At 63.6% G+C, this 25,069-nt stretch carries 21 protein-coding genes; 12 read left to right on the forward strand and 9 right to left on the reverse strand.

The window, feature by feature from the left end; all coding sequences use genetic code 11:
* Positions 1-4 precede the first annotated feature (4 nt).
* Positions 5-1,486, forward strand: a complete 1,482-nt coding sequence (gene betB / locus ACZYGA_RS06100) for a betaine-aldehyde dehydrogenase (protein ID WP_084209252.1) — start codon at positions 5-7, stop codon at positions 1,484-1,486.
* A 369-nt stretch (positions 1,487-1,855) separates the two neighbouring features.
* On the forward strand, positions 1,856-3,571 hold the full coding sequence (gene betA / locus ACZYGA_RS06105) for a choline dehydrogenase (RefSeq protein WP_479398597.1): 1,716 nt from the start codon (positions 1,856-1,858) through the stop codon (positions 3,569-3,571).
* Between the two features lie 199 nt (positions 3,572-3,770).
* Here betA and ACZYGA_RS06110 read toward each other — a convergent pair whose 3' ends face one another.
* A complete protein-coding gene (locus ACZYGA_RS06110) occupies positions 3,771-4,019 on the reverse strand; it encodes a hypothetical protein (protein ID WP_084209253.1) in 249 nt (82 codons plus the stop codon).
* A gap of 38 nt (positions 4,020-4,057) precedes the next feature.
* Between ACZYGA_RS06110 and ACZYGA_RS06115 the strand changes: the two genes are divergently transcribed.
* Positions 4,058-6,526, forward strand: coding sequence for an acyl-CoA dehydrogenase (locus tag ACZYGA_RS06115; protein WP_404624912.1), 2,469 nt, complete (start codon positions 4,058-4,060; stop codon positions 6,524-6,526).
* Positions 6,527-6,651: 125 nt separating this feature from the next.
* Here the strand turns inward: ACZYGA_RS06115 and ACZYGA_RS06120 are convergent, their stop codons facing one another.
* On the reverse strand, positions 6,652-7,239 hold the full coding sequence (locus ACZYGA_RS06120) for a hypothetical protein (protein ID WP_077371445.1): 588 nt from the start codon (positions 7,237-7,239) through the stop codon (positions 6,652-6,654).
* 280 nt (positions 7,240-7,519) lie between these two features.
* Between ACZYGA_RS06120 and ugpB the strand changes: the two genes are divergently transcribed.
* From ugpB to ACZYGA_RS06155, 7 genes are all read left to right on the forward strand, one after another.
* On the forward strand, positions 7,520-8,884 hold the full coding sequence (gene ugpB, locus ACZYGA_RS06125) for a sn-glycerol-3-phosphate ABC transporter substrate-binding protein UgpB (protein WP_479398599.1): 1,365 nt from the start codon (positions 7,520-7,522) through the stop codon (positions 8,882-8,884).
* Between the two features lie 191 nt (positions 8,885-9,075).
* On the forward strand, positions 9,076-9,951 hold the full coding sequence (gene ugpA, locus ACZYGA_RS06130; protein WP_077371440.1) for a sn-glycerol-3-phosphate ABC transporter permease UgpA: 876 nt from the start codon (positions 9,076-9,078) through the stop codon (positions 9,949-9,951).
* Positions 9,951-10,796, forward strand: a complete 846-nt coding sequence (gene ugpE, locus ACZYGA_RS06135; RefSeq protein ID WP_084209256.1) for a sn-glycerol-3-phosphate ABC transporter permease UgpE — start codon at positions 9,951-9,953, stop codon at positions 10,794-10,796. Before ugpA ends, ugpE begins: the two co-directional genes overlap by 1 nt.
* Before the next feature lie 131 nt (positions 10,797-10,927).
* Positions 10,928-12,037, forward strand: a complete 1,110-nt coding sequence (locus tag ACZYGA_RS06140; RefSeq protein WP_077371434.1) for a sn-glycerol-3-phosphate import ATP-binding protein UgpC — start codon at positions 10,928-10,930, stop codon at positions 12,035-12,037.
* A 180-nt stretch (positions 12,038-12,217) separates the two neighbouring features.
* A complete protein-coding gene (locus tag ACZYGA_RS06145) occupies positions 12,218-13,009 on the forward strand; it encodes a glycerophosphodiester phosphodiesterase family protein (protein ID WP_191236611.1) in 792 nt (263 codons plus the stop codon).
* Positions 13,010-13,016: 7 nt separating this feature from the next.
* Positions 13,017-13,802 carry a DeoR/GlpR family DNA-binding transcription regulator gene (locus ACZYGA_RS06150; protein WP_167593051.1) on the forward strand — a complete coding sequence of 262 codons (786 nt, stop codon included), beginning with the start codon at positions 13,017-13,019 and terminating at the stop codon, positions 13,800-13,802.
* A gap of 55 nt (positions 13,803-13,857) precedes the next feature.
* On the forward strand, positions 13,858-14,667 hold the full coding sequence (locus ACZYGA_RS06155; RefSeq protein WP_479398600.1) for an HAD-IIB family hydrolase: 810 nt from the start codon (positions 13,858-13,860) through the stop codon (positions 14,665-14,667).
* A gap of 189 nt (positions 14,668-14,856) precedes the next feature.
* On the opposite strand, the gene trpC is transcribed toward ACZYGA_RS06155, so the two are convergent.
* The 5 genes from trpC to ACZYGA_RS06180 form a co-directional block, all read right to left on the reverse strand.
* Complete coding sequence (trpC, locus tag ACZYGA_RS06160) at positions 14,857-15,684, reverse strand: indole-3-glycerol phosphate synthase TrpC (protein WP_279855213.1); 828 nt, start codon at positions 15,682-15,684, stop codon at positions 14,857-14,859.
* Positions 15,684-16,730, reverse strand: coding sequence for an anthranilate phosphoribosyltransferase (gene trpD / locus ACZYGA_RS06165; protein WP_084209260.1), 1,047 nt, complete (start codon positions 16,728-16,730; stop codon positions 15,684-15,686). Before trpD ends, trpC begins: the two co-directional genes overlap by 1 nt.
* Before the next feature lie 75 nt (positions 16,731-16,805).
* A complete protein-coding gene (locus ACZYGA_RS06170) occupies positions 16,806-17,441 on the reverse strand; it encodes an anthranilate synthase component II (RefSeq protein ID WP_077371419.1) in 636 nt (211 codons plus the stop codon).
* Positions 17,442-17,763: 322 nt separating this feature from the next.
* A complete protein-coding gene (gene trpE / locus ACZYGA_RS06175) occupies positions 17,764-19,251 on the reverse strand; it encodes an anthranilate synthase component I (RefSeq protein WP_077373081.1) in 1,488 nt (495 codons plus the stop codon).
* Positions 19,252-19,358: 107 nt separating this feature from the next.
* Positions 19,359-20,180, reverse strand: coding sequence for a phosphoglycolate phosphatase (locus ACZYGA_RS06180; protein ID WP_479398602.1), 822 nt, complete (start codon positions 20,178-20,180; stop codon positions 19,359-19,361).
* Positions 20,181-20,472: 292 nt separating this feature from the next.
* On the opposite strand from ACZYGA_RS06180, the gene ACZYGA_RS06185 reads away from it, so the two are divergent.
* A complete protein-coding gene (locus tag ACZYGA_RS06185; RefSeq protein WP_077371416.1) occupies positions 20,473-21,774 on the forward strand; it encodes an NAD(P)/FAD-dependent oxidoreductase in 1,302 nt (433 codons plus the stop codon).
* 79 nt (positions 21,775-21,853) lie between these two features.
* Here the strand turns inward: ACZYGA_RS06185 and ACZYGA_RS06190 are convergent, their stop codons facing one another.
* Positions 21,854-22,225: a GIY-YIG nuclease family protein gene (locus ACZYGA_RS06190; protein ID WP_479398603.1), complete on the reverse strand. Its 372-nt coding sequence runs from the start codon at positions 22,223-22,225 to the stop codon at positions 21,854-21,856.
* Between the two features lie 7 nt (positions 22,226-22,232).
* Positions 22,233-22,940 (reverse strand): ribulose-phosphate 3-epimerase, encoded by a 708-nt coding sequence (gene rpe / locus ACZYGA_RS06195; RefSeq protein ID WP_077373074.1) that lies wholly within the window; start codon positions 22,938-22,940, stop codon positions 22,233-22,235.
* Between the two features lie 368 nt (positions 22,941-23,308).
* On the opposite strand from rpe, the gene ggt reads away from it, so the two are divergent.
* Complete coding sequence (gene ggt / locus ACZYGA_RS06200) at positions 23,309-24,979, forward strand: gamma-glutamyltransferase (protein ID WP_479398629.1); 1,671 nt, start codon at positions 23,309-23,311, stop codon at positions 24,977-24,979.
* The last annotated feature ends 90 nt before the right edge of the window (positions 24,980-25,069 follow it).

The raw sequence follows: 25,069 nt of genomic DNA on the forward strand, positions 1-25,069 counted from the left end.
AAGCATGGCCAACAGCAACGCAAGCTTCCCGACCCAGACCCTGTACATCAATGGTCGTCGCGTTGACGCGACCTCTGGCGAAACCTTCGAGACCGTCAACCCGGCCACCGGCGACGTCATCGCCCAGGTACAGCAGGCCAGCGGCGCGGACGTGGATGCCGCCGTCGAAAGCGCCCTGCAGGGCCAGAAGGTGTGGGCCGCGATGAGCGGCATGGAGCGTTCGCGCATCCTGCGTCGCGCCGTCGACCTGCTGCGCGAGCGCAATGACGAGCTGGCACTGCTCGAGACATTGGACACCGGCAAGCCGCTGTCCGAGACCGAAGTGGTCGACATCGTCACCGGTGCCGATGCACTGGAATACTATGCAGGCCTCGCGCCGGCCATCGAAGGCACCCAGGTGCCGCTGCGCCAGGAAGCCTTCGTCTACACCCGCAAGGAACCGCTGGGTGTCATCGGTGCCATCGGTGCCTGGAACTACCCGATCCAGATCGCCTGCTGGAAGTCTGCCCCGGCACTCGCCGCCGGCAACGCCATGGTCTTCAAGCCCAGCGAAGTCACGCCGCTGAGCGCACTGAAGCTTGCCGAGATCTTCACCGAAGCCGGCCTGCCGGACGGCGTGTTCAACGTCGTGCAGGGCGATGCCCGCGTCGGCGTGATGCTCACCGAGCACCCGGATATCGCCAAGATTTCCTTCACCGGCGAAGCCGGCACCGGCAAGAAGGTCATGTCCGCGTCCGCCTCTTCCAGCCTCAAGGAAGTCACCATGGAGCTAGGCGGCAAGTCCCCGCTACTGGTGTTCGCGGATTCCGACCTCGACCGTGCTGCCGACGGCGCCATGATGGCCAACTTCTACAGCTCCGGTCAGGTGTGCACCAACGGCACCCGCGTCTTCGTCGAAGCCAGCGTCAAGGACGCCTTCGAAGCCAAGATCGTCGAGCGCGTCGCACGCATCAAGGCCGGTGACCCGCAGGATCACGCCACCACCTTCGGCCCGCTGGTCAGCTTCGAGCACCTGGAAAAGGTCGTCTCCTACCTGGAGATCGCCAAGCAGGACGGCGCACGTCTGCTGGTTGGCGGCGAGCGCATGAGCGAAGGCGACTTCGCCAAGGGCGCCTGGGTCGCGCCGACCGTCTACACCGACTGCAGCGATGACATGCGCATCGTGCAGGAAGAGATCTTCGGTCCGGTGATGTCCATCCTGTCCTTCGACAGTGAAGAGGAAGTCATCCGCCGCGCCAACGACACCACCTATGGCCTGGCGGCTGGCCTGTTCACCGAGAGCCTGAACCGCGCGCACCGCGTGATCCACCAGCTCGAAGCCGGCATCTGCTGGGTCAACACCTGGGGCGAGTCCCCGTCCGAGATGCCGGTCGGCGGCTACAAGCAGTCAGGCATCGGTCGCGAGAATGGTGTCGAGACGCTGTCCCACTACACTCAGACCAAGTCCGTGCTGATCGAGATGGGGCCGTTCGAGTCCGCCTTCTGAGCCACCTGAGGCCATGAGGCCTGAATCGACGACAGCAGCATCGTCTGGCGCAGGATGCGGGATCAGGACACTTGATCCACTGATCCGCTGCAGTAGTTGATGCACTGAAGATAGCGCCAGATGCCCCACCCGCCGGCATGACGACCCCTCGTCGTGCCGGCCAGCACGCCACGCCACTCATGACTTCGGCGCTGGCAGTGCACGAATCCCGACGAGTCGCTGACAGTGATGGCATACCACTTGCCATGCGCTGCCCCGACGGCTCCTCACAGACACATCACCGTATCCATCCGCCCGGCAGTGGCCACCCCTCGTCGTCGACGGGGCGTCCTGCGCCCGCATGTGGCATCTGATACGAAAGGAGATTTCATGAGCCAATTCGAGCGTGAATACGACTACGTCATCATCGGTGCCGGCAGCGCCGGCAACGTGCTGGCCACTCGCCTCAGTGAAGACGCTAACGTCAGTGTCCTGCTGCTGGAAGCGGGCGGCCGTGACCACCGCTTCGATTTCCGTACCCAGATGCCTGCCGCACTGGCGTATCCCCTGCAGGGCCAGCGCTACAACTGGGACTTCAAGACCGACCCCGAGCCGCACATGAACAATCGCCGCATGGAATGTGGCCGCGGCAAGGGGCTGGGAGGCTCCTCGTTGATCAATGGCATGTGCTACATCCGTGGCAATGCGCTGGATTACGACAACTGGGCCAAGGATCCCATCCTGGCTGACTGGAACTATCGTGAGTGCCTGCCCTACTTCCGCAAGTGCGAGACGCGCGATATCGGCCCCAACGACTACCACGGCGGCGATGGGCCGGTCTCGGTCACGACTCCCAAGGAAGGCAACAACGAGCTCTATCACGCCTTCATCGCGGCAGGCATCGAGGCGGGCTATCCGGCCACCGAAGACGTCAACGGCTATCAGCAGGAAGGCTTCGGCCCGATGGATCGCTTCGTGACCAAGGAAGGCCGTCGCGCCTCCACCGCCCGCGGCTATCTGGATACCGCCAAGAAGCGTGCCAACGTGACCATCGAGACGCGTGCCACCACCGATGTCATCCTGTTCGAGGGCAAGACAGCGGTCGGCGTGAAATATGAGCGCAAGGGGCAGGACCACCGCGTACGTGCACGCAAGGAAGTGCTGCTGTGTGCTGGCGCCATCGCCTCGCCGCAGATCCTTCAGCGCTCCGGCGTCGGCAATCGTGAGCACCTCGAGCCGCTGGGCGTGAAGATGGTGCACCACCTGCCGGGTGTGGGGGAGAACCTGCAGGATCACCTCGAGCTCTACATCCAGTACGAGTGCACCAAGCCGATCTCGCTCTACCCGTCCCTCAAGTGGTACAACCAGCCGCCTATCGGCCTGGAGTGGATGCTCAAGGGGACCGGTGTGGGTGCCAGCAACCAGTTCGAGGCTGCCGGCTTCATTCGCAGCGATGCCAACGAGGCCTGGCCGAACCTGCAGTATCACTTCCTGCCGATCGCGATCAGCTACAACGGCAAGAGTGCGGTGCAGGGCCACGGCTTCCAGGCACACGTCGGTTCCATGCGCTCCCAGAGCAAGGGCCGTGTCCGACTGACCTCACTGGACCCCAAGGCCGCGCCCTCGATCTTCTTCAACTACATGGCCGAGGAGCGTGACTGGGAAGAGTTCCGCGCCGCCATTCGCCTGACTCGCGAGATCATCGCTCAGCCGGCACTGGACGATTACCGTGGCCGCGAACTGGCGCCGGGCGCTGACGTCCAGACGGACGAGCAGCTCGACGAGTACGTACGCAATCATGCCGAGACGGCCTACCACCCGTGCGGCAGCTGTCGCATGGGCAGTGATGCGACCTCCGTGGTCGATGGTGCCGGTCGCGTGCATGGTCTCGACAACCTGCGCGTCGTGGACGCCTCGCTGTTCCCGGTCATCCCCACCGGCAACCTGAACGCACCGACGATCATGCTGGCGGAGAAGATGGCCGACAAGATTCGGGGCCGTGCTCCGCTGCCGCCGTCCGACGCCGACTACTTCGTGGTCGAGCCGGGCACACCGGCCAAGCAGCCCGCCAAGCGCCAGATCGATTCCGCGCCGATCAACGGCTGATCCCGCGCGATCAACGTAAGCCTCCGTTATGTGACGGCAGGCATGGAAGCACCATCGATCGTTCGAGGCCCCGCACTGCGGGGCCTTTTTTATGTCTGGCATGTCTCGATTCCAGACCATCACTTCCGTCGTGGCAGCCCACCTCCCCGTTTCTCCCCGCCCGCATCGCTTCATCCCGCCCGCACCGCCTCATCCCGTCTCATGGCATCAGCAGCTCCGATGACGTCCCGACCGGGGCCAGTGCCTCTCCCTGTATCCAAGGCCCCTTTCGCTGCCCATACGCCTTGCACAGCCACCATTGCTTTCCCCGCGACGCCTCTTCCATCGCTTCACCTTTCATACCTTCGACCTTGGGTGGACTGGCGGAGTGAGTCGAGTTGGGATAGGCTGACAATAATTCAAACAACTGTTCTAAACGCATGGCTGCTATGCTGAAGAGGAAGGCCATTCGCTAGAGCTCCCGCAACGCAACCTGGAGATCCTGCCATGACGCAGCTCATCCTCATCCTCGTCGCCCTTGCCGGTCTGCTGACCGTCATGGCACGTGAATCCGGTGCACTGGCCGCCATCGGCGTGCTGGCGGTCACCGGCCTCATCGGCCTGGGCATCGACACCCCGGTGCTTGGTGTCCTGCTGTTGATCAGCGCGGCACTGGTCGCCGTCTGCGGCCTGCCGGCGCTGCGCACCAAGTGGCTCAGCCCGCGGCTGTTCGCGATGTTCAAGAAGGTGTCGCCCAAGGTCTCGGCGACCGAGAAGGTAGCCCTGGAAGCCGGTACCGTGTTCTGGGACGCCGAATTGTTCTCCGGCAAGCCGCAATGGGACACCCTGACCGCACAGCGCAATGAGGGCATCTCCAGTGAGGAGCAGGCCTTCATCGATACGCAGTGCTCCATCGCCTGTGGCATGACCAACAGCTGGGAAATCGCCCGCGAGCGTGCGGATCTTCCCGAGGAACTGTGGGAATTTCTCAAGCGCGAGAAGTTCTTCGGCATGATCATTCCCAAGCAGTACGGCGGCCTCGGCTTCTCGGCCAAGGCGCAGTCACTGGTACTGCAGAAGCTGGCGGTCAACGAGACGCTGATGGTCACCGTCGGCGTGCCCAACTCCCTCGGCCCGGGTGAGCTGCTGCTCAAGTACGGCAGCGAGGAACAGAAGGATTATTACCTGCCGCGCCTGGCGGATGGCCGCGAGATCCCCTGCTTCGGCCTGACCGGCCCGCGTGCCGGCAGTGACGCGACCTCCATTCCGGACACCGGTATCGTGTGTCGCGGCATGCATGACGGCGAGGAAGTCGTCGGTATCCGCCTCAACTTCGAGAAGCGCTGGATCACCCTGGCGCCGGTCGCCACCGTGGTCGGCCTGGCCTTCCGCATGTTCGACCCCGAGCACCTGCTGGGGGACGTGGAAGACATCGGCATCACCTGCGCCCTGATTCCGCGTGATACCGACGGCATGGACATCGGCCGTCGCCATCACCCGATCGGCGCGCCGTTCATGAATGGCCCGATCTTCGGCAAGGACGTCTTCATCCCGCTCAGCTATCTGATCGGTGGCGAGCAGATGGCCGGCCAGGGCTGGAAGATGCTGGTCGAGTGTCTGTCGGTGGGTCGCTGCATCACCCTGCCGTCCGGCTCCGCGGGCATCTCTCGCTACGCACTGGGCTGGAGCGCCGGTTTCGCGCGCATTCGCCGCCAGTTCAACCTGCCGGTGGCCGAGATGGAAGGCGTGCAGGAGCCGCTGGCTCGCATGGCCGCGATGAACTACATCAGCCAGGCCGCCGTACTGCATACCGCCAACATGATCGACAACGGCCACAAGCCGGCCGTGCCCTCCGCCATCCTCAAGAGTCAGCTGACCGAGATGGCCCGCACGCTGCTGACCGATGGCATGGATATCCACGGCGGACGCGGCGTGACGCTCGGCCCGCGCAACTACATCGGCGTGGCATATGCCGGCACCCCGGTCTCGATCACGGTGGAAGGCGCCAACATCATGACCCGCAACCTGATGATCTTCGGTCAGGGGGCCATCCGCTGCCATCCGTACGTGCTGGAAGAGCTGGCCGCCAAGGATGCCGATGACCTGAACGCCTTCGACAAGGCCTTCTTCCGCCATGCAGGCCTCATCTTCGGCAACGCGGCCCGCGCCTTCAGCCAGAGCTTCGGCATCGGCGGCAAGACCACCGGCTTCGACGCCGTCGCCACGCCTTATGCCAACCACATCAACCGCTTCAGCGCCGCCTTCTCGCTGTCCGCCGATGCGGCCATGGCCAGCCTCGGCTCCAGCCTCAAGGCACGCGAGATGCTGTCGGCTCGTCTGGGTGACGTGCTCTCCAACCTCTACCTGGCATCCCTGACGCTCAAGCAGTGGCACGAATCGGACGCCTGTGAGCACGAGGAAGCGCTGTTCCACTACAGCATGCAATGGTTGCTGCATCGCACCGAGAAGGCACTCGACGAACTGCTCGCCAACCTGCCCAACCGTGCCCTGGCCACGACATTGCGCGTCGTCACGCTGCCGCGTGGTCGTCAGTTCGCCATGCCCAGGGACAGCCTGACCCGCGAGATCGCACGTGCCGTCTCCACCGACAGTGCACTGCGTACCAAGCTGACCGACAACACCTGGGACGCTCAGGACGAAGGCCAGAAGGACAATGCCCTCGCCCGCTACAACGCGCTGCTCAAGGATTACCCGCGTGCGGAGCCGATCTACAAGACGCTGGCCAAGGCCTATCACAAGGGCGAGATCCCGGCCGACGCCCTGTCACCGGAAGCGCGCATCGAAGCGGCGGTCGAGGCCGGTATCCTGTCCGCTGAGGATGGCGACTTCATGCGCGTCTTCGAAGCCGAGGTACTCGACATGCTGACCGTCGACCACTTCGATTTCGATGCCTTCGTGCGCAAGCCGATGGCGAGTGACGGCACAGCCTCCAACCCACAGCAGGACGCCGCCTGATCACCGGCCGACGCCCGCGTGAGCGATGCAAGACCTGATCGCTGATCGCAGAACCAAAAAGGCCCCGCTCAGTGAGCGGGGCCTTTTTATTGGCAGGAGGCGCCATGCTTCGCGTCATCTCGATCTCAGATATGACGCGCGAAGTGCTCGAGATCACGCACGAAGGCGTTCTTGTAGGTCTCGAAGTCCTTCGGGCGCGCCTTGAAGGTGCGCTTGATGCGCTCGCGATCCAGACGCAGCGGCTCGTCCAGCGCCGCGAGAGTGCCGACACGCGCCGCCGGATTCATGCCGACCAGCTCACGCGGGCGATCGCCTTCGGCCTCGGCCTCCAGCCAGTCGTTGATCCCGGCGCGACGCAGCACGCTGACCAGCGAGCCGTCGGTGAGACGCACCTGCAGACGACCATGATCCGCCAGCTGTGACACCAGCGCGATGCCGTGGTCATGGCCACGATGGACCGGCGGCGTCGCCCACAGGGCAAGATTCAGCCCGCGCGCATTCTCGTCGAGCACCAACAGGGCGGCGGAGTGGATGCGCTCGGCATCGTCCACCAGCGCGAACAGGCGAGCGGTCTCGTTCTCGAACCAGACACCTCGGACACCGGCATAGCTCACCAGCGCATCCAGCCCCCCCTCGCGGCCATGCACTTCGGCACACAGCATCGCCAGACACGCATCGCGCCGGGCACCGGCACTCACTTCCACCACTTTCATCGCATTCTCCGCCACAGGCATTTTCAGCGCGCAAGACTAGCACACTCGCCGGATGATCGCCTGATCCACCGCGCCCCGTGCAGGGCCGACGGTGGTTACCCGCACATGAACATCCAACCGTCATAAAGTTGTAAGGAAAGCCTTCTAGAGTCGTCTACGCTTTTCGGACGATCATCATAAGAACAAAAAGATGTTCGCTTGATCGTTCGCCATCGATCGACAGCAGTCAGCCTGCGCGACTCCCACAAGGCTGACCAGGGACCCTCTCAGGAGCTCGACCATGCGCCGCCCGACCCATCACGCAATGCTCAACACCCGTGGCACCCGTCATCTTGCCAGCCTCGCGCTGGCAGTCGGTTTCGCGACCGCTTCCGCCAGTGCCCTGGCCGCCACCGAAGTCGAGTGGTGGCACGCCATGGGGGGCGGACTTGGCAAGAAGGTCGACGAGATCGCGGCCGACTTCAATGCAAGTCAGGATGAATTCGTCGTCAAGCCGGTCTTCAAGGGCAACTACTCCGAGACCATGACGTCCGCCATTGCCGCCTTCCGGGCCGGCAAGGGCCCGGACATCGTGCAGATCTTCGAGGTCGGCACCGCCACCATGATGAGCGCCAAGGGTGCCATCATGCCGGTCCATCAGCTGATGGCGGACTATGCGCCGTCAGAAGGCGCGAGTTTCGATCCGAAGGCCTACCTGTCTTCCGTCACCGGCTACTACACCGACACCGAAGGCAAGATGCTGTCGATGCCGTTCAACTCCTCCACCCCGGTCACCTATTACAACAAGGACATGCTGGCCAAGGCCGGTGTCGAATCCGTGCCGGCCACCTGGCAGGAGCTGGGTGATGCCCTCAAGAAGGTCGTCGATTCCGGCGCGGGCAGCTGTGGCCTGACGACCACCTGGCCGTCCTGGGTGATGCTGGAGAACTTCTCGGCACGCAATGACGTACCCTTCGCCAGCCAGGCCAATGGCTTCGCCGGCACCGATACCCGCCTTGAATTCAACAAGACCGCCGTGGTCGACCACATCCAGCGCCTCGATGACTGGCAGGCCGACAAGCGCTTCGTGTTCGGCGGTCGCTTCGATGACGCGGCGCCGAAGTTCTACTCCGGTGAGTGCGCGATGATGATGGGCTCCTCCGCCAGCTATGCCGGCGTCAAGGAAAGCGCCAAGGGCTTCGAGTTCGGCGTGGCACCGCTGCCCTACGACAGCGACGCGATCGAGACGCCGCAGAATTCCATCATCGGCGGCGCGTCACTGTGGGTGCTGTCCGGCCACAGCGATGAGGAATACCAGGGCGTCGCCAAGTTCTTCCAGTACCTCTCCAGGCCCGAAGTCCAGGCCGACTGGCACCAGTTCACTGGCTACCTGCCAATCACCACCGCCGCGGCAGAGCTGACACGTGAGCAGGGCTTCTACGCCGAGAATCCGGGCACTGACGTCGCCATCACCCAGATGACCTCCGTGGCCCCGACCGAGAACTCCAAGGGCCTGCGTCTGGGCAACATGGTGCAGATACGTGACGTGATCAACGAAGAGCTCGAGAAGATCTTCGCTGGCAAGGAAAGCGTGCAGGACGGTCTCGATCAGGCTGTCGAGCGCGGCAACAAGCTGCTGGAGAAGTTCGAGCGCGCCAACGGCTGAACACCGCCACACCATGGTGGGCCGCCTGGGCGGCCCACCATGCCTGGATGCCAGAGAGCGGAAAGCGCACCCGATACCGGTGCCCTTTCCCTTCTCTCCCGGCTTGATGGCGCATGGTTGGCCGAATCCGCGCCGACCATGCGCACACGACTGACGTGATCAGTCCCTCTTCCTTGCGAGACCTCTGCTGCATGGCCCATTTCAATCGACATCCCTTCACGCCGTGGATCCTGCTGGCCCCCCAGCTGATCATCGTCGGCGTGTTCTTCTTCTGGCCGGCCCTCCAGGCCATCGAACAGGCTTTCTATATCGAGGATGCCTTCGGGCTTTCACGTGAATTTGCCGGACTTGCCAACTTCCTCGCGGTCCTCGGCGAAGCCGAATATCTGGAGACCCTGTGGACGACGGTCTACTTCTCGTTTGCCGTCGCCTTCGGCGCCATGGCACTCGCCCTTGGGCTGGCCGTGCTGGCAGACCGCGTGCTGCGTGGCGCCAGCACCTACAAGACCTTCCTCATCTGGCCCTATGCCGTCGCACCTGCCGTGGCCGGCGTCCTGTGGCTGTTCCTGTTCGACCCGACGCTAGGCATCCTGCCGGAACTGCTGTCCGCCATCGGCATCGACTGGAATCACAACCTCAACGGCAACCAGGCCATGCTGCTGGTGGTACTGGCCTCGATCTGGAAACAGATGAGCTACAACTTCGTGTTCTTCCTCGCAGGTCTCCAGGCGATCCCCAAGAGCCTGCTGGAAGCGGCCGCCATGGATCGCGCCGGCCCCTGGCGACGTTTCTGGACCATCACCTTCCCGCTGCTCTCCCCGACCAGTTTCTTTCTGCTGGTGATGAACGTGGTCTACGCCTTCTTCGAGACCTTCGGCACCATCGATGCCACCACCTCGGGTGGTCCGGGCGGCTCGACGCGCACCCTGGTCTACAAGGTGTATGAAGACGGTTTCGTCGGTCAGGATCTGGGGTCGAGTGCCGCCCAGTCGGTGCTGTTGATGGTCATCGTCGGCGTGCTGACGCTGATCCAGTTCAAGTATGTCGAGAAGAAGGTGCAGTACTGATGCGCTACAACCGTCCCGGGCTTGATATCGCAAGCCATGCGCTCTTGATCGTCGGCTGCGCGCTGTTCTTCCTGCCGGTGTGGATCGCCTTCAGCGCCAGCACCCACGAGATGGGCGATCTTTACTCCAACGTCGCCCCCGTCTGGATAGGCGAGGCAGGATTCGACAACTACCGCCACCTGCTGGAAGACCCCGTCAGCAGTCTCGGCGCCGACGTGATGACCCTGCTGTTCAATTCGATGCTGATGGCACTGGGCATCGCCATCGGCAAGATCATCATCTCGGTACTGGCGGCCTATGCGATCGTGTTCTTCGAGTTCCGCTTCCGCAAGCTGTGCTTCTGGCTGATCTTCATCACCCTGATGTTGCCGGTGGAGGTGCGCATCCTGCCGACCTTCAAGGTGGTGGCCGACCTCAACATGCTGGACAGCTATGCAGGCCTGATCCTGCCGCTGATCGCCAGCGCTACCGCGACCTTCCTGCTGCGCCAGTTCTATCTGACCATCCCGGCCGAACTGGTCGAGGCGGCACGCATCGATGGTGCCGGGCCGTGGCGCTTCCTCAAGGACATTCTGCTGCCGCTGTCGAAGACCAACATCGCGGCACTGTTCGTGATCATGTTCATCTACGGCTGGAATCAGTACCTGTGGCCGCTGCTGATCACCACGGATGCCGACTACCTGACCATCGTCGTCAGCCTCAAGCGCATGCTGACCACCGGCGACGGCCTGGTGCCGTGGCAGGACGTCACCGCCACCACGCTGCTGGCCATGGGGCCGCCGGTGCTGGTGATCCTGTTCATGCAGCGCTACTTCATCAAGGGGCTGGTGGACAGCGAGAAGTGACCTCCTCTCGCCCCGGCACCTCGTGATTCGCGCCCCTTTTACCTGACGCCTTGCGCCCGGCCACCTGATTCCGTTCCGCCGTGATGGGCCGCTCTCACGCCTGTCACGGCACCGCTTTGGATATTCATCTCATGGCAACACTGACACTCAAGCAGCTCAAGAAGCAGTACCCCAATGGCTACCAGGCCCTGCACGGCATCGACCTGGAGTTCGGTGAAGGCGAGCTGATCGTCATCGTCGGCCCTTCCGGGTGCGGCAAGTCCACCCTGCTGCGCACCCTGGCGGGGCTCGAGGATATCTCCGAAGGCGACCTGGAGATCAACGGCAAGCGCGTCAATGACCTGGAGCCCGCCGAGCGCGATATCGCGATGGTGTTCCAGAACTATGCGCTCTACCCGCACATGAGCGTGTTCGACAACATGGCCTACGGCCTCAGGAACCGTCGCACGCCCAAGGACGAGATCCAGCGTCGCGTCAGCGAGGCCGCCGAACTGCTGGGTCTGACCGAACTGCTCGATCGTCGTCCCAAGCAGCTCTCCGGCGGTCAGCGTCAGCGTGTCGCCATGGGGCGCGCCATCGTGCGCAAGCCGCAGGTCTTCCTGTTCGATGAGCCGCTCTCGAATCTCGATGCCAAGCTGCGCGTACAGATGCGCCTCGAGATCCGCCGCCTGCAGAAGCGCCTCAAGGTCACCTCCGTCTATGTCACCCATGACCAGACCGAGGCCATGACCCTGGCAGACCGCCTGGTGGTGATGAATGGCGGCCACGTCGAACAGTTCGGCACGCCGATGGCGCTCTATGACCGACCCGCCAGCCAGTTCGTCGCCGGCTTCATCGGCTCACCTGCCATGAACTTCCTGAGCGCCACCCGTACGGAGGCAGGCCTCTCGCTGCCCTGCGGCGCGCGCCTGGCATTGCGACCGGCGGCCAGAGAACACGAGGCGACTCCCATGGACGCCGCACTGACGTTGGGCATCCGCCCGGAACATCTCGAGGTTCTGCAGCCGGACAGCCCGCTGCCACCGGGTGCCGCGGAGCTTGTGGCCCGCATCGAGCTGGTCGAGCCACTGGGCGCGGACACCCTGGCGTACTGCCGACTGGACGGCCAGGCGGAGCCGCTGGTGGTGAGACTGGACGGCGAGCATGCCGTCGCCGAGGAGCAATGCCTGCGCCTGGCCATTCCGCCTGCACGCGCGCATCTGTTCGGTGCGGATGGCAAGCGCCTGACAACTCACGAGTGATGGAGCACCTGGCCTGCGCACGAGTCGCCACAGCGAAACCTGGAGCGGAACCTGTCGCGAAAGGCACATGCACACAAAAGTGATTGCCCCCGTAGCGTCATCATCGGATGGTAACAAGGACACGCCGGGTGCTCGTCCTGACGCGTCGAGCCTGACACCATCCACCAACGAGGTTCATCGATGTCATCATCTTTCTCCCACGGCACATCGCTTGCATTGCCAATGGCCATCGCTCACCGCGGGTTGTCCGCCTATGCACCGGAAAACACGCTCAGCGCCATTCGCGCCGCCCATGAGGCCGGCCACCAATGGGTGGAGCTGGATGTCCAGCTGCTCAAGGATGGCACTCCTGTCATCTGGCACGATGCCAGCGTCAATCGTTGCTCCGATGGGCGTGGACGGCTGAGAAACCTGGATCTGGCAGCGGCCCGGGCGCTGGATGTGGGCAGCTGGTTCAGTGCCCGCTTTGCCGGGGAACGCATGGCGACACTCGAGGAAGCCCTGGCATTGATCGCCTCGCTGAGCATGGGGCTCAATCTCGAGCTCAAGCTGAGTCCGGGGCACGACACTCGTGCACTGGTCGAGAAAGTCGTGCCCATGGCGGTCGAGGTGCTGCCCGTCGGGCAGCTGATTCTCTCGTCATTCGACCCGCAAGCCCTGCGCATGAGCCGGGAACGTGACGGCGAGGTGATGATCGGGCTGCTCTACGACGCCATTCCCGACGACTGGGAGGCATTGGCCGAGGATGTGAAGGCAGTCACCGTACATGCGGACTGGCGTGCACTGACACGTGTCGCGGCAAGTCGCGTCACGGCCACCCAGCGCAAGCTGCTCTGCTACACGCCCAACGATGCCGCGGCCTTCTCCCCTCGCTGGGCCTGGGGGGTCAGTGCCGTCATCAGCGATGACCCCGGTATCTTCTCCGAGCAGGACCTTGCGCAGTCTCCCTGTACCGAACGCACCTTGTCGTGAGATCGCCATGAGCCAGTCACTGGAGACATTGAGCCCGCGCCAGCTGCGCATTCTCGAGCGCCTGGCGCGAGACGGCCAGTTGAGCGTCGAGCCGCTGGCCGTGGACTTCGAGGTCACACCGCAGACCATACGCCGCGATCTCGGCGTGCTGTGTGATCTCGGACTGGCGCGACGACGTCATGGCGGCATCGAACGTCCGCTGGGTGGACACAATCTGGGCCACACCCAGCGCAGCATGCTGGCGAGACCGGCCAAGCAGGCCATGGCGGCCCAGGTCGTCGCCGAGATACCCGATGGCGCCTCGCTGGCACTGGGAATCGGCACCAGCGTGGTGGCTGTCGCCGAGGCACTGATCGCCCGGCGCGGCCTGCGCGTGATCACCAACAACCTGCAGGTGGCACAAGCGCTTTCCAGCCACCCGGATGTCAGCGTGCAGCTTGCCGAGGGCCAGCTTCGCCCTCGGGATCTCGATGTGGTCGGCAGCGCCACCGTGGCCTTCTTCACCCGGCATCAGGTGGACATCGCCGTGCTGGGATGTGGCGGACTGGATGCCGAGGGGCTGCTGGATTTCGACCCTGAAGAGGCCGCCGTCAGTCGCGCCCTGCTCAGACATGCCAGACGCCGCATCCTGGTCACCGATGCCAGCAAGTGGGGGCGTGCCGCCATGTGCCGGATCGGCCCGCTCACCGATATCGATCTGCTGATCACCGACAGCCCCCCACACGCCAGCGAGCACCAGATGGCGTTGACCGAGGCGGAGGCTCACTCACTGCAGGTGATGTACCGCCAATGAATCACTCAGCCCCCGCCCCTGTGGCCCACCGCTCACGAGGATGATCGGAATCACCATGCAAGCCTTCGCTCACTGCCCAGCCACCACCCTGTCCGGCATTCGCTACCTGCTGACCGACATCGATGACACCCTCACCCGGGAAGGGCGACTCGATGCCTCGACATTGGCGGCACTCGAGCGCCTGGAGGCAGCCGGCATCAAGGTCATTCCGGTCACGGGCGGCTGTGCCGGCTGGTGCGATCATATCGCCAGGGCCTGGCCAGTGGCCGCCGTGATCGGGGAGAACGGCGCCTTCGCCTTTCAGCGCCAGGGGCAGCGGATACTCACGACCTGGTGGGAGGACGAAGCACGTCTTCGCGCGCGTCAACGCCATGTGATGACGGTGGCGCGCCAGCTGCTGCTCAACCATCCCCAGGCCGCACTGGCCCAGGACCAGCCCTTCCGCTACGCGGATGTCGCGGTGGACCACTGTCAGGCCGTCAGCCCGCTGTCGCAGGCACAGATCCACGCCATCATCGCCGGCTTCACGGCCGCCGGCATTCAGGCGCGTGCCAGCTCCATCCATATCAATGCCTGGCAGGGTGACTTCGACAAGGCACGCATGGCCGTGCGTGTCCTGACCGAGACCTTCGGACTGGACCGCATGCAACTGGAACAGGAGGTGATGTACGTCGGCGATGCCCCCAATGACGCGCCGATGTTCGCTACCTTCCGGCATACCGTGGGCGTCGCCAATATCCTCAAGCATCGTGCAGCGCTGGGCTGGGAGCCCGCCTGGCTGACCCGCCACGGTCATGGCGCCGGGGTCGAGGAAATCGCCGATGCCCTGCTCGGGTCACATGCGACCATCGACAGCGGAAACTGAGACTGCCGAGCGGCTGCACTTGTCGTACTGAGCCTGCCAGACCGAGTCCTTCGAGCTGAGCCCGTCGAACTGTGCCCGTCGGACTGAGCTCACCAAGCTTGACCTGACGACATGAAAAAGCCCGTCTCGGCATTCCGAGACGGGCTTTTGTTATCTTAAAGATAACAATATCAACAAAGAACAGACTATCTACTGTGGAAAGAACAGCCCACGCAAGCCTTCACCCGGGTCTTCGAAGCGCATGAAGGCCTCGCCCACCAGGAAGCCGTGGACACCACGGTCACGCATCTTCGCCACATCCTCACGGGTATGGATACCTGATTCGGTCACGACGCGCACTCCCGATGGCATGTCGGTCAACAGGTCCAGCGTCGTCTCCAGTGAGGTCTCGAAGCTACGCAGATCACGGTTGTTGATTCCGACCAGCTCGATCCCCAGCGCCAGCGCACGCTTGAGCTCCTCTCCATCATGCACCTCGACCAGCACATCCATGCCCAGCTCTCGCGCCTGATCATGCAGAGCACTCAGGCGTGCATCGTCCAGTGCCGCGACGATCAGCAGAATGCAGTCGGCACCGATGGCACGCGCCTCGAGCACCTGATAGGGATGAATGATGAAGTCCTTGCGGATCACCGGGATCGAGACGGCGTCACGCGCCTCGATCATGAAGTCCTCATGCCCCTGGAAGAAGTCGGCATCGGTCAGCACCGACAGGCAGGCAGCGCCGGCCTGCTCATATGCCACGGCGATCTCGGCCGGCGCGAAGTCTTCACGAATCACGCCCTTGGAGGGAGAGGCCTTCTTCACCTCGGCGATGATGGCCGGCTCACCGCGATCGATCCGAGATGTCAGCGCCTTGATGAAACCACGCGGCGCGCTCTGCTTCTCGATCAGCGCCTGAAGATCCGCCTCGCCCACCGCCGCACTGCGCTCGGCGATCTCCTCTTCCTTGCGCGCCAGAATTCTGGCCAGGATGGTCGGCAGCGCCTTGTCAGTCGTCTGTTGCTCGGTACTCATCAGCGGGTCGCTCCTTCATCATTGACCTGGGCGTAGACACGGGTGAAATCGGCAAGCTCCTTCATCTTCTCGAAGGGCAGCTTGCTGGCCTGCACGTCCTCGGCAATATTGACGCCTTCCTTGAGACTGTCTGCGATACCGGCCACGTACAGGGCCGCGCCGGCATTGAGCGCCACGATATCGCTGGCCGGCCCCTCGTCTCCGCGCAGCGCCTGCTGCACCAGCTTCAAACTGTCGGCAGACGTCGCGACTGCCAGCGAATCCAGCGACTGGCGCGCGATACCGAAGTCTTCCGGCGCGATGCGGTATTCGCGGATCTCGCCATCCTTGAGCTCATTGACCAGGGTCGGCGCCGCCAGCGAGATCTCGTCCAGACCGTCATCGCTGTGCACCACCAGCACATGCTCGGCCCCGAGACGCTTGAGCACCTCGGCCATCAGCGGCACCAGCGCGGGGTCATACACGCCGAGCACCTGACGGGTAGCGCCAGCCGGATTGGTCAGCGGACCCAGGATGTTGAACATGGTGCGCACCCCCATCTCGCGACGCGGACCGATCACATGCTTCATGGCAGCATGATGATTGGGCGCGAACATGAAGCCGACCCCGATATCATCGATGCAGCGCGCGACCTGTTCGGCATTCAGCGCCAGATGGATGCCAGCCGATTCGAGCAGATCCGCACTGCCGGACGACGAGGAGACACTGCGGTTGCCATGCTTGGCCACATGCCCACCGGCGGCGGCCACGACGAAACTTGCGGCAGTGGACACATTGAACAGATTGGCCCCATCTCCGCCGGTACCCACGATGTCCACCGCATCGGTGGCGCGCACCGTGACTCGCGTCATCAATTCACGCATCACCTGCGCGGCAGCGGCCAGCTCATCGACCGTCTCGCCTTTCATCGACAGGGCCATCAACAGCGCCCCTATCTGCGCCTGGGTTGCCTCGCCGGTCATGATGGCCGTCATGACCGCATGAGTGTCGTCGTAGCTCAGGTGCTGGCGGCGCATCACGGCGCCAATCGCCTCACGCATCTGCATGTTGTGTCTCCGCAGACGCCAGCCTCGGCGGCTGACGCATGAAAATGAAATATGACTCTTGCGATCTGCATCCGCTCAAGCGGCTTTCTCGACCTCGCCGCGACGCAGGAAGTTAGCCAGAAGCTCATGACCCTGCAATGTGAGGATCGACTCGGGGTGGAACTGCACACCCTCGACATCAAGCTCGCGATGGCGCAGTCCCATGATCAGCTGCGGGGTGACATCGTCGTCTCCCGTCCAGCTGGTGACGACAAGACACTCAGGCAGACTGTCGCGCTCGACGACCAGCGAGTGATAACGCGTGACTTCCAGCGGCTCGGCCAACGCGGCGAAGACGCCACTGTTGTCGTGATGGACGGCGGAGGTCTTGCCATGCATTACCTGAGGGGCACGCACCACCTTGCCACCGTAGACCTGACCGATGGCCTGATGGCCGAGACAGACCCCCAGGATCGGCAGCTTGCCGGCAAAGTGACGGATGACGTCCAGGGTAATCCCGGCCTCATTGGGCGTGCATGGCCCCGGCCCCAGCACCAGATGCGTGGCACCGAGCGCCTCGATCTGCTCGAGCGTGATGGCGTCATTGCGCACGGTCAGCACTTCGGCCCCAAGCTCGCTCAGATACTGGACGATGTTGTAGGTGAAGCTGTCAAAGTTGTCGATCATCAGCACGCGTGGCGCGCTGGCGTCCTGCGAAGTGAATGCCTGCATGGTCAGTGTCCATTCTCGGGAGCGGATCCGTGCCGTGATTCACCGGCCTGCCCGCCCTCCTTTGGTGTCGTTCCCGCCGTCCAGCAACAAAAATGCCGCCCTGGTCGGCGGCATTCTTCTGGTCGTACGTCCTCGAACTTCAGACATGCGAAAGCCGCCCCGTTGTCAGGAGCGCCACCACTGCTGGCTGAGGTCGTGCGGGTTACGTAGCGTCATGGGTCAATAGTGCGTTGAGCCGTTGGGAGTGTCAATCACATGCGACATTGCAGGGAGCGGCCCCGCAAGGCCGCCGGGCCACTCCCTGTCGTGCATGGCGCGGCAATCAGTCCAGGTTGTCCAGGCCCCGCTCCGCCATCGCCACGGCACGGAACAGTGCGCGCCCCTTGTTGAGGGTCTCGTCCCACTCGGACTGCGGGACGGAATCCGCGACCACCCCGGCACCGGCCTGGACGTGAAGCACCTGATCCTTGAGCACGGCGGTACGGATCGCGATCGCGGTATCCATGTTGCCGTGCCAGGAGAGATAGCCCACCGCACCCGAGTAGATGCCACGCTTGACCGGCTCCAGCTCGTCGATGATCTCCATGGCGCGAATCTTCGGCGCGCCGGACAGCGTGCCCGCCGGGAAGGTGGCACGCAGCACGTCCATCGGCCCCAGCCCTTCCTTTAGCTTGCCGGTGACGTTGGAGACGATGTGCATGACGTGGGAGTAGCGCTCCACCACCATCTGGTCCGTCACCTTGACGCTACCGGTCTGACTGATGCGCCCGGCATCGTTGCGGCCCAGGTCGATCAGCATCAGGTGCTCGGCGATTTCCTTGGGGTCCGAGAGCAGATCCTTCTCGAGCGCCAGATCCTCCTCTTCGGTGGCACCGCGTACGCGCGTTCCGGCAATGGGACGCACCGCGACTTCACCATCCTCGAGACGCGAGAGAATCTCGGGCGACGAGCCGATGACGTGATGATCATCCAGATTGAAGAAGAACATGTACGGCGAGGGATTCAGACTGCGCAGCGCACGATAGAGATCCAACGGCGCGGCACGGTAGGGAATCGACATGCGCTGGGACGGCACGCACTGCATGACATCACCGGCCAGCACGTATTCCTTGATCTTCTCGACCGCGCCCTTGAAGCCTTCCTCGGTGAAGCCGGAAGTGAAATCGGTCTCCTGGACCGGATCACCTCCGGTACCGGGGCTGACGGTATTCAGCGTGGCGCTGCGCAGCTGGATCTCGAGGCGCTCGAGACGCTCGCAGGCTGCCTCGAAGGCATTGGGTGTCTCGGGGTCGGCATGGGTCAGCAACGTCAGGCGGCCAGAGAGATTGTCGAAGATCACCAGCTCGTCGGCCACCATCAACAGGATATCCGGCACGCCCAGCGGGTCCGGCTTCTCGACGCCCCGCAGGCGCGGTTCGATGTAGCGCACGGTGTCATAGCCGAAGTAGCCGACCAGCCCGCCATTGAAGCGCGGTGCGCCCTCGATGACCGGCACCCGGAAGCGCGTCTGGAACTGCTCGATCCACTCGAGCGGATCTTCCACCTCGGTCATGCCGGTCTGCTCGCCATTGACCAGATGCGCCACGACCTGACCACGCACCTCGATGCGCTCACGGCACGGCAAGCCGATGATCGAATAGCGCCCCCACTTCTCGCCGCCCTGCACGGACTCCAGCAGGAAGGTCCACGGCATGTCAGCCAGCTTGAGATAGGTGGACAGCGGTGTGTCGAGGTCCGCCAGCACGTCACGAGTAACGGGAATGCGGTTGTAGCCTGCCTCGGCCAGTTCAGCGAAGTGTTGTGGGGTCATCATGACCTGCAGTTCCTTCCACGGAGGGGGCGTTGCCGGTACGCGACCGGCTTGTCTGGCGTCAGTCTATCATCGCGTGCCGGTGGCGGCAGCGCTGTCTGGCAGGCTCAGTCTGCGACGACCAGCTCGGCCAGGGACTCGACGATGTGATCCGGATGACTGCGCGCGATCGGCTCACCGTGGTTGTAGCCGTAGGGCACCGCCAGCGTCCGGAAACCGGCGGCGCGACCTGCCGCGATATCGTGACGTGAATCCCCGACCATCAACGCCTCCCGCGGCGCGACCCCCAGGCGCTCGGCCGCGAACAGCAACGGCGCGGGATCCGGCTTGCGCGTCGGCAGACTGTCGCCGCCCAACGCCAGCGCGAAGTGTTCCGCCAGCGAGAAATGCGAGAGCAGCGGTTCGATGAAGGTTTCCGGCTTGTTGGTGATCAGCACCACGACCACACCGGCCTGATGCAACCCCTCCAGACAGTCACGCGCACCGGGGTATAGCCGTGTACGCGAGCTGGGGTCCGCGGCGTAATGCGCCAGGAAGCACTGATGTGCGCGCTCGACCCGCGTCAGATCATCCGTCGCCAGACCATGCGCCTCAAGCGCTCGCTCCACCAGCACCCGCGCGCCATTGCCGACAAAGTCGCGCACGCGGTCTTCCCCGAGTGCCGTCAAGCCTTCATCGACCAGCATCCTGTCGATCGCGTTGGCAAGATCCGGCACCGAGTCGATCAGGGTGCCATCCAGATCGAAGGCCACCATCTTGATGCCCCGCAATGCCGGATGCGCCAGCCCGTGATCGAGGCTCTGTACCTGCTCGGGTCGGGGCCCGAGAGCGTCCCCGCCACGCGCGGTATCGCAGGGCGTGGAAGTGGAATGAGACGCGGTCTGGACAGACGCCTCGTCGGAAGTCTGCATTACCGTCTTTTCGCTCACCTGGCCTCCTGAGATCACTCGCTGAATCCGGCTGTCACGGGACGAGAATCGTCCGCCATTCATCCACGCAACGCATGGTTTCATCTGTTTTGTTGGAAAAATCCGTAAAAAAATTACATTCCTTCACCCTGCCACTATTAGCACGCCAGCGGTCACGTTACCATAGCGCCATTCAGTCGACCGTCCCTCCGGGTGTGGCGCCAGTGACAACGAAAAAACGCGCAACCCGACGCTCCGGCGACAGCCAGTTTCTGCTTGTCCTTTTCGATCTTGTCACTCTCAGGAGCTCTCCATGGCTATTCCCCGCATCGTGGTTGTCGGCGGTGGCGCCGGCGGTCTGGAACTTGTCACCAAGCTTGGCCACAAGCTGGGTCGCAAGAAGAAAGCCGAAATCATCCTCATCGATCGCAATTCCACGCATATCTGGAAGCCTCTGCTGCACGAAGTGGCCACCGGCGTGCTGGATTCCGGTCTTGATGAGGTGTCCTACCAGGGCCACTCCAAGGCCCACGGCTACAAGTTCCAACGCGGGACTCTCGAAAGCCTGGAGCGCGAAGAGAAGCAGCTGACACTGGCGGCCATCCACGATGCCAACGGCACCGTACTGCTGCCCTCGCGCACCCTGAGCTATGACTATCTGGTGCTGTCGCTGGGCAGCGTGTCCAACGACTTCGGTACCCAGGGCGTCGCTGAGCACTGTCACTTCCTGGACAGCCCGCAGCAGGCCGAGAAGTTCCGTCGCGACATGCTCGACACCTTCCTGCGCTTCAGCGCCAATGGCGACAAGTGTGAGCGCCAGCAGCTCAACGTCGCCATCATCGGCGCCGGCGCGACCGGGGTCGAACTGTCCGCCGAGCTGTTCGATGCCTCAAAGATGCTGCACAGCTATGGCTTCTCCTCGCTGGAGGATCGCCAGGTCAAGGTGCATCTGATCGAGGCCGCTCCCCGCATCCTGCCGGCCCTGCCGGAGCGCATCGGCAAGCCGGTCGCCAAGGAGCTGACCCGACTCGGTGTGGACATCCACACTGACACCCGCGTGACCTGCGCCGACGAACGCGGCATCACCACGGCCGATGGCACCCTGATCGAGGCGGATCTGAGCGTATGGGCCGCCGGTATCCGGGCGCCGTCCTTCCTGTCGGAGCTGGGCCTGTCCACCGAGCGCAACCACCAGGTCAAGGTCCACCAGACCATGCAGAGCATCGACGATGACGCCATCTTCGCGCTCGGCGATTGCGCCAGCTGCCCGCAGCCGGATGACAAGCGCGTGCCGCCACGCGCCCAGGCCGCTCACCAGCAGGCCAGTCTGATGGTCAAGAACCTGCGTGCGGCAATGGACAACAAGCCGCTGAAGGAATTCGTGTTCAAGGATCACGGCTCGCTGATCTCGCTGGCGCACTTCGATGCCGTCGGCTCGCTGATGCGCGGCGCCTCCGCGCGCTCGTTGTTCATCGAAGGCCGCCTGGCCAAGTTCTTCTACGCCTCGCTGTATCGCATGCACCAGATGGCGATCCACGGCGTGATCAAGACCGGCATGACCGTCATCGTGGATGGCCTGAATCGCTACCTGCGTCCGAAGATGAAGCTGCACTGATCACCCGCTCAGAACGAAAAACGCCCTCGACGGTCTCCGTCGGGGGCGTTTTCATTCAGGCACTTGTGCGTTCAGGCACTTACCCGAGCAGGCTCTCAAGCGTCAGTTCGCCGGCAATCAGGCGCCGCTTGGCGGAGACACTCAGCTGCTTGACGCGGTACTCGAGCTTGAGCGCCCGCGAGCGATCCCCGACCGCCTGTTGATAACACAACGTCAAGGGCCCCTTGCCACGCAGGGCACGCGCGCCCCGCTTGCCGCCGGCATGCTCGCTCAGGCGACGCGTCACATCGGTACTGATGCCGGTATAGAGGCGCCCCTGGGCCGTCTCGAGGACATACAGCCACCACTCGGATGACGTCTCGCCCGTCTGCGCCGCCGCGTCCGCGACACACGGTTCTCCCGGCACAGTCGCTTCCGGCACAGTCGCTTCCGGCACAGTCGCTTCCGGCATGGCCGGATCAGCCACGCACGCTGGCAAGCTCGGCACGCAGTTTCGCCAGCACGCTGTCATAGCGGTTGGCATCGCTGTCGCTGCGCGCATTGAAGATGGCGGAACCCGCGACGAAGGTGTCAGCCCCGGCACGCGCGATCTCGGCGATGTTGTCGACCTTCACGCCACCATCGATCTCGAGACGGATGTTGTAGCCGGAGGCATCGATGCGCCGGCGCGCTTCACGCAGCTTGTCCAGCGTTCCGGGGATGAAGGACTGCCCGCCGAAGCCCGGATTGACGCTCATCAGAAGGATCATGTCGACCTTGTCCATCACGTAATCGAGATAGGACAGCGGCGTGGCCGGATTGAACACCAGGCCGGACTTGCAGCCCGCGTCACGGATCAGTTGCAGCGAGCGATCGACGTGATCGGAGGCTTCCGGATGGAAGGTGATGAAGCTGGCGCCTGCCTCGGCGAAGTCGCCGATCATGCGATCCACCGGGGTGACCATCAGGTGCGCATCGATCTCTGCCGTGATGCCATAGTCACGCAGCGCCTTGCACACCATCGGACCGATGGTGAGATTGGGCACGTAATGATTGTCCATCACGTCGAAGTGCACGATATCCGCACCGGACGCCAGCACATCCTCGACTTCCTGCCCCAGGCGGGCGAAGTCGGCAGACAGGATCGACGGGGCAATCTTGAAATCATTCGGCAGTAGATCAGACATGTCATCAGGCGCCATCAGCAAGTGGAAGGGGCATTTTACGTCACCCTCTCACAAAAGACAGGCACTGTGTGAAGCGTCAGGCTGTCCCGGCACCAGCGCTTGCGTTCCCCTCTGCGCGACGGACGCCGTCGTCATCGAGGTTGAAATTGGTGCATTAGCATCTGATAGTAAAACGGTTCGTCTGGGTAGCCACTCCCGATGCGACTCACGACAGCACGTGGCGCGCGCGTCACCGACGCCATGCAGCGACTCCAATAACGATAAAGGGACTACCACTCATGTTCGACACCCCTTGTGCAGCACGCAAGCGTCTGAAGACCTTCGCCGCGGCGGCACTGCTGCCTCTGGCAGGTCTGCTGCCCACCGCGATGCCGGCCGCCTTCGCGGACAGCAGCGCGATTCTGGAAGGCGAGCGTTTCCATCCGGTGGAAGGCAAGCATGGCATGGTCGCCACCAGCCATTACCTGGCCTCACAGGTCGCACGTGATGTCCTGGCGGAAGGCGGCAATGCCGTCGATGCCGCCGTGGTGGCCGGCTTCGCGCTGGCCGTGACCCAACCCCGCTCCGGCAACATCGGGGGCGGCGGTTTCATGCTGGTGTCCGATGAGAAGACCGGCAAGGTGGTCGCCATCGATTACCGTGAGAAAGCTCCGGCTGCGGCCAGCGAGACGATGTTCCAGGACGAGAATGGCGAAGCCGTGGCCGAGTGGTCTCGCTTCACGCATCGCGCTGCGGGCGTCCCCGGCACCGTGGCTGGTCTTGCCAAGGCATTGGAGGACTACGGCACCCTGACGCTCGAGCAGGCACTGGCTCCGGCCATCAAGCTGGCGGAAGACGGTTTCGTCATCCCGACCCGCTTCGCCAAGGGGCTGAGCGATGCCAAGGACCGCCTCGCCAAGTGGGACAGCACCGCCAAGGTGTTCTACAAGGCAGACGGCAGCAACTATCAAGCTGGCGAGCTGTTCAAGCAGCCGGAGCTGGCCGCGACGCTCAAGCGTATCGCCGCCAATGGCCCGCGCGAGTTCTATGAAGGTGAGACGGCCAGGCTGATCGTCGCCGAGATGGATCGCCATGACGGCATCATGACGATGGATGACCTGAAGGCCTACGAGCCGGAAATCCGTGAGCCGGTCCATGGCACCTATCGTGGCTACGACATCTTCTCGATGAGCCCGCCCTCCTCCGGCGGTGCGCACATCGTCCAGATTCTCAACATGCTCGAGGGTGACGACATCCAGGCGATGGGCTTCAATTCCGCCGCCACCATCCACGTGATGGCCGAGGCGATGCGCCGTGCCTACGCCGATCGCTCCGAGTATCTGGGCGACACCGACTTCGTCGATGTGCCGCTGGCCGGCATCACCTCCAAGGACTACGCCAAGGAGCTGCGCGGCCAGTTCGACATGAACCAGGCCACGCCGTCCAGCGAGATCAAGCCCGGCAAGCCGCAGCCCTATGAATCCAACCAGACCACCCACTTCTCGATCGCCGATGGCAATGGCCTGGCCGTCTCCAATACCTACACCATCAACTTCAGCTACGGCTCCGGCATCGTGGTGGATGGCGCAGGCTTTTTGCTCAACAACGAGATGGATGACTTCTCCGCCAAGCCGGGCGTGCCCAATGCCTATGGCCTGATCGGTGGAGTCGCCAACAAGATCGAGCCGGGCAAGCGCATGCTGTCCTCCATGAGCCCGACCATCGTGATGAAGGATGGCAAGAACTTCCTCGTCACCGGCAGCCCCGGCGGCTCGCGCATCATCACCACCACGCTTCAGGTGCTGATGAACGTGATCGATCACGGCATGAACATCCAGTCGGCTGTCAGCGCTCCGCGCATCCACCACCAGTGGCTGCCGGATGAGATCCGCATCGAGGCGGGCATCAGTCAGGACACCATCCGCCTGCTCGAGGCGATGGGCCACAAGGTCGTCACCAAGGACGCCATGGGGGCCATCCAGTCCGTGATGATCCAGGACGGCACCTTCTATGGCGGTGCCGACCCGCGCCGCTCCACCTCCTCGGCCATGGGGCTTTGAGCGAGGCCACTCGCGCTGCGCCTGACGCTCTGAGCGATGCGTCATCTGCCTGACTGGTCAGGACCTGCGATACGGGCGACACTCCACGGT

It is taken from the genome of Cobetia sp. BL01, from assembly GCF_056493605.1.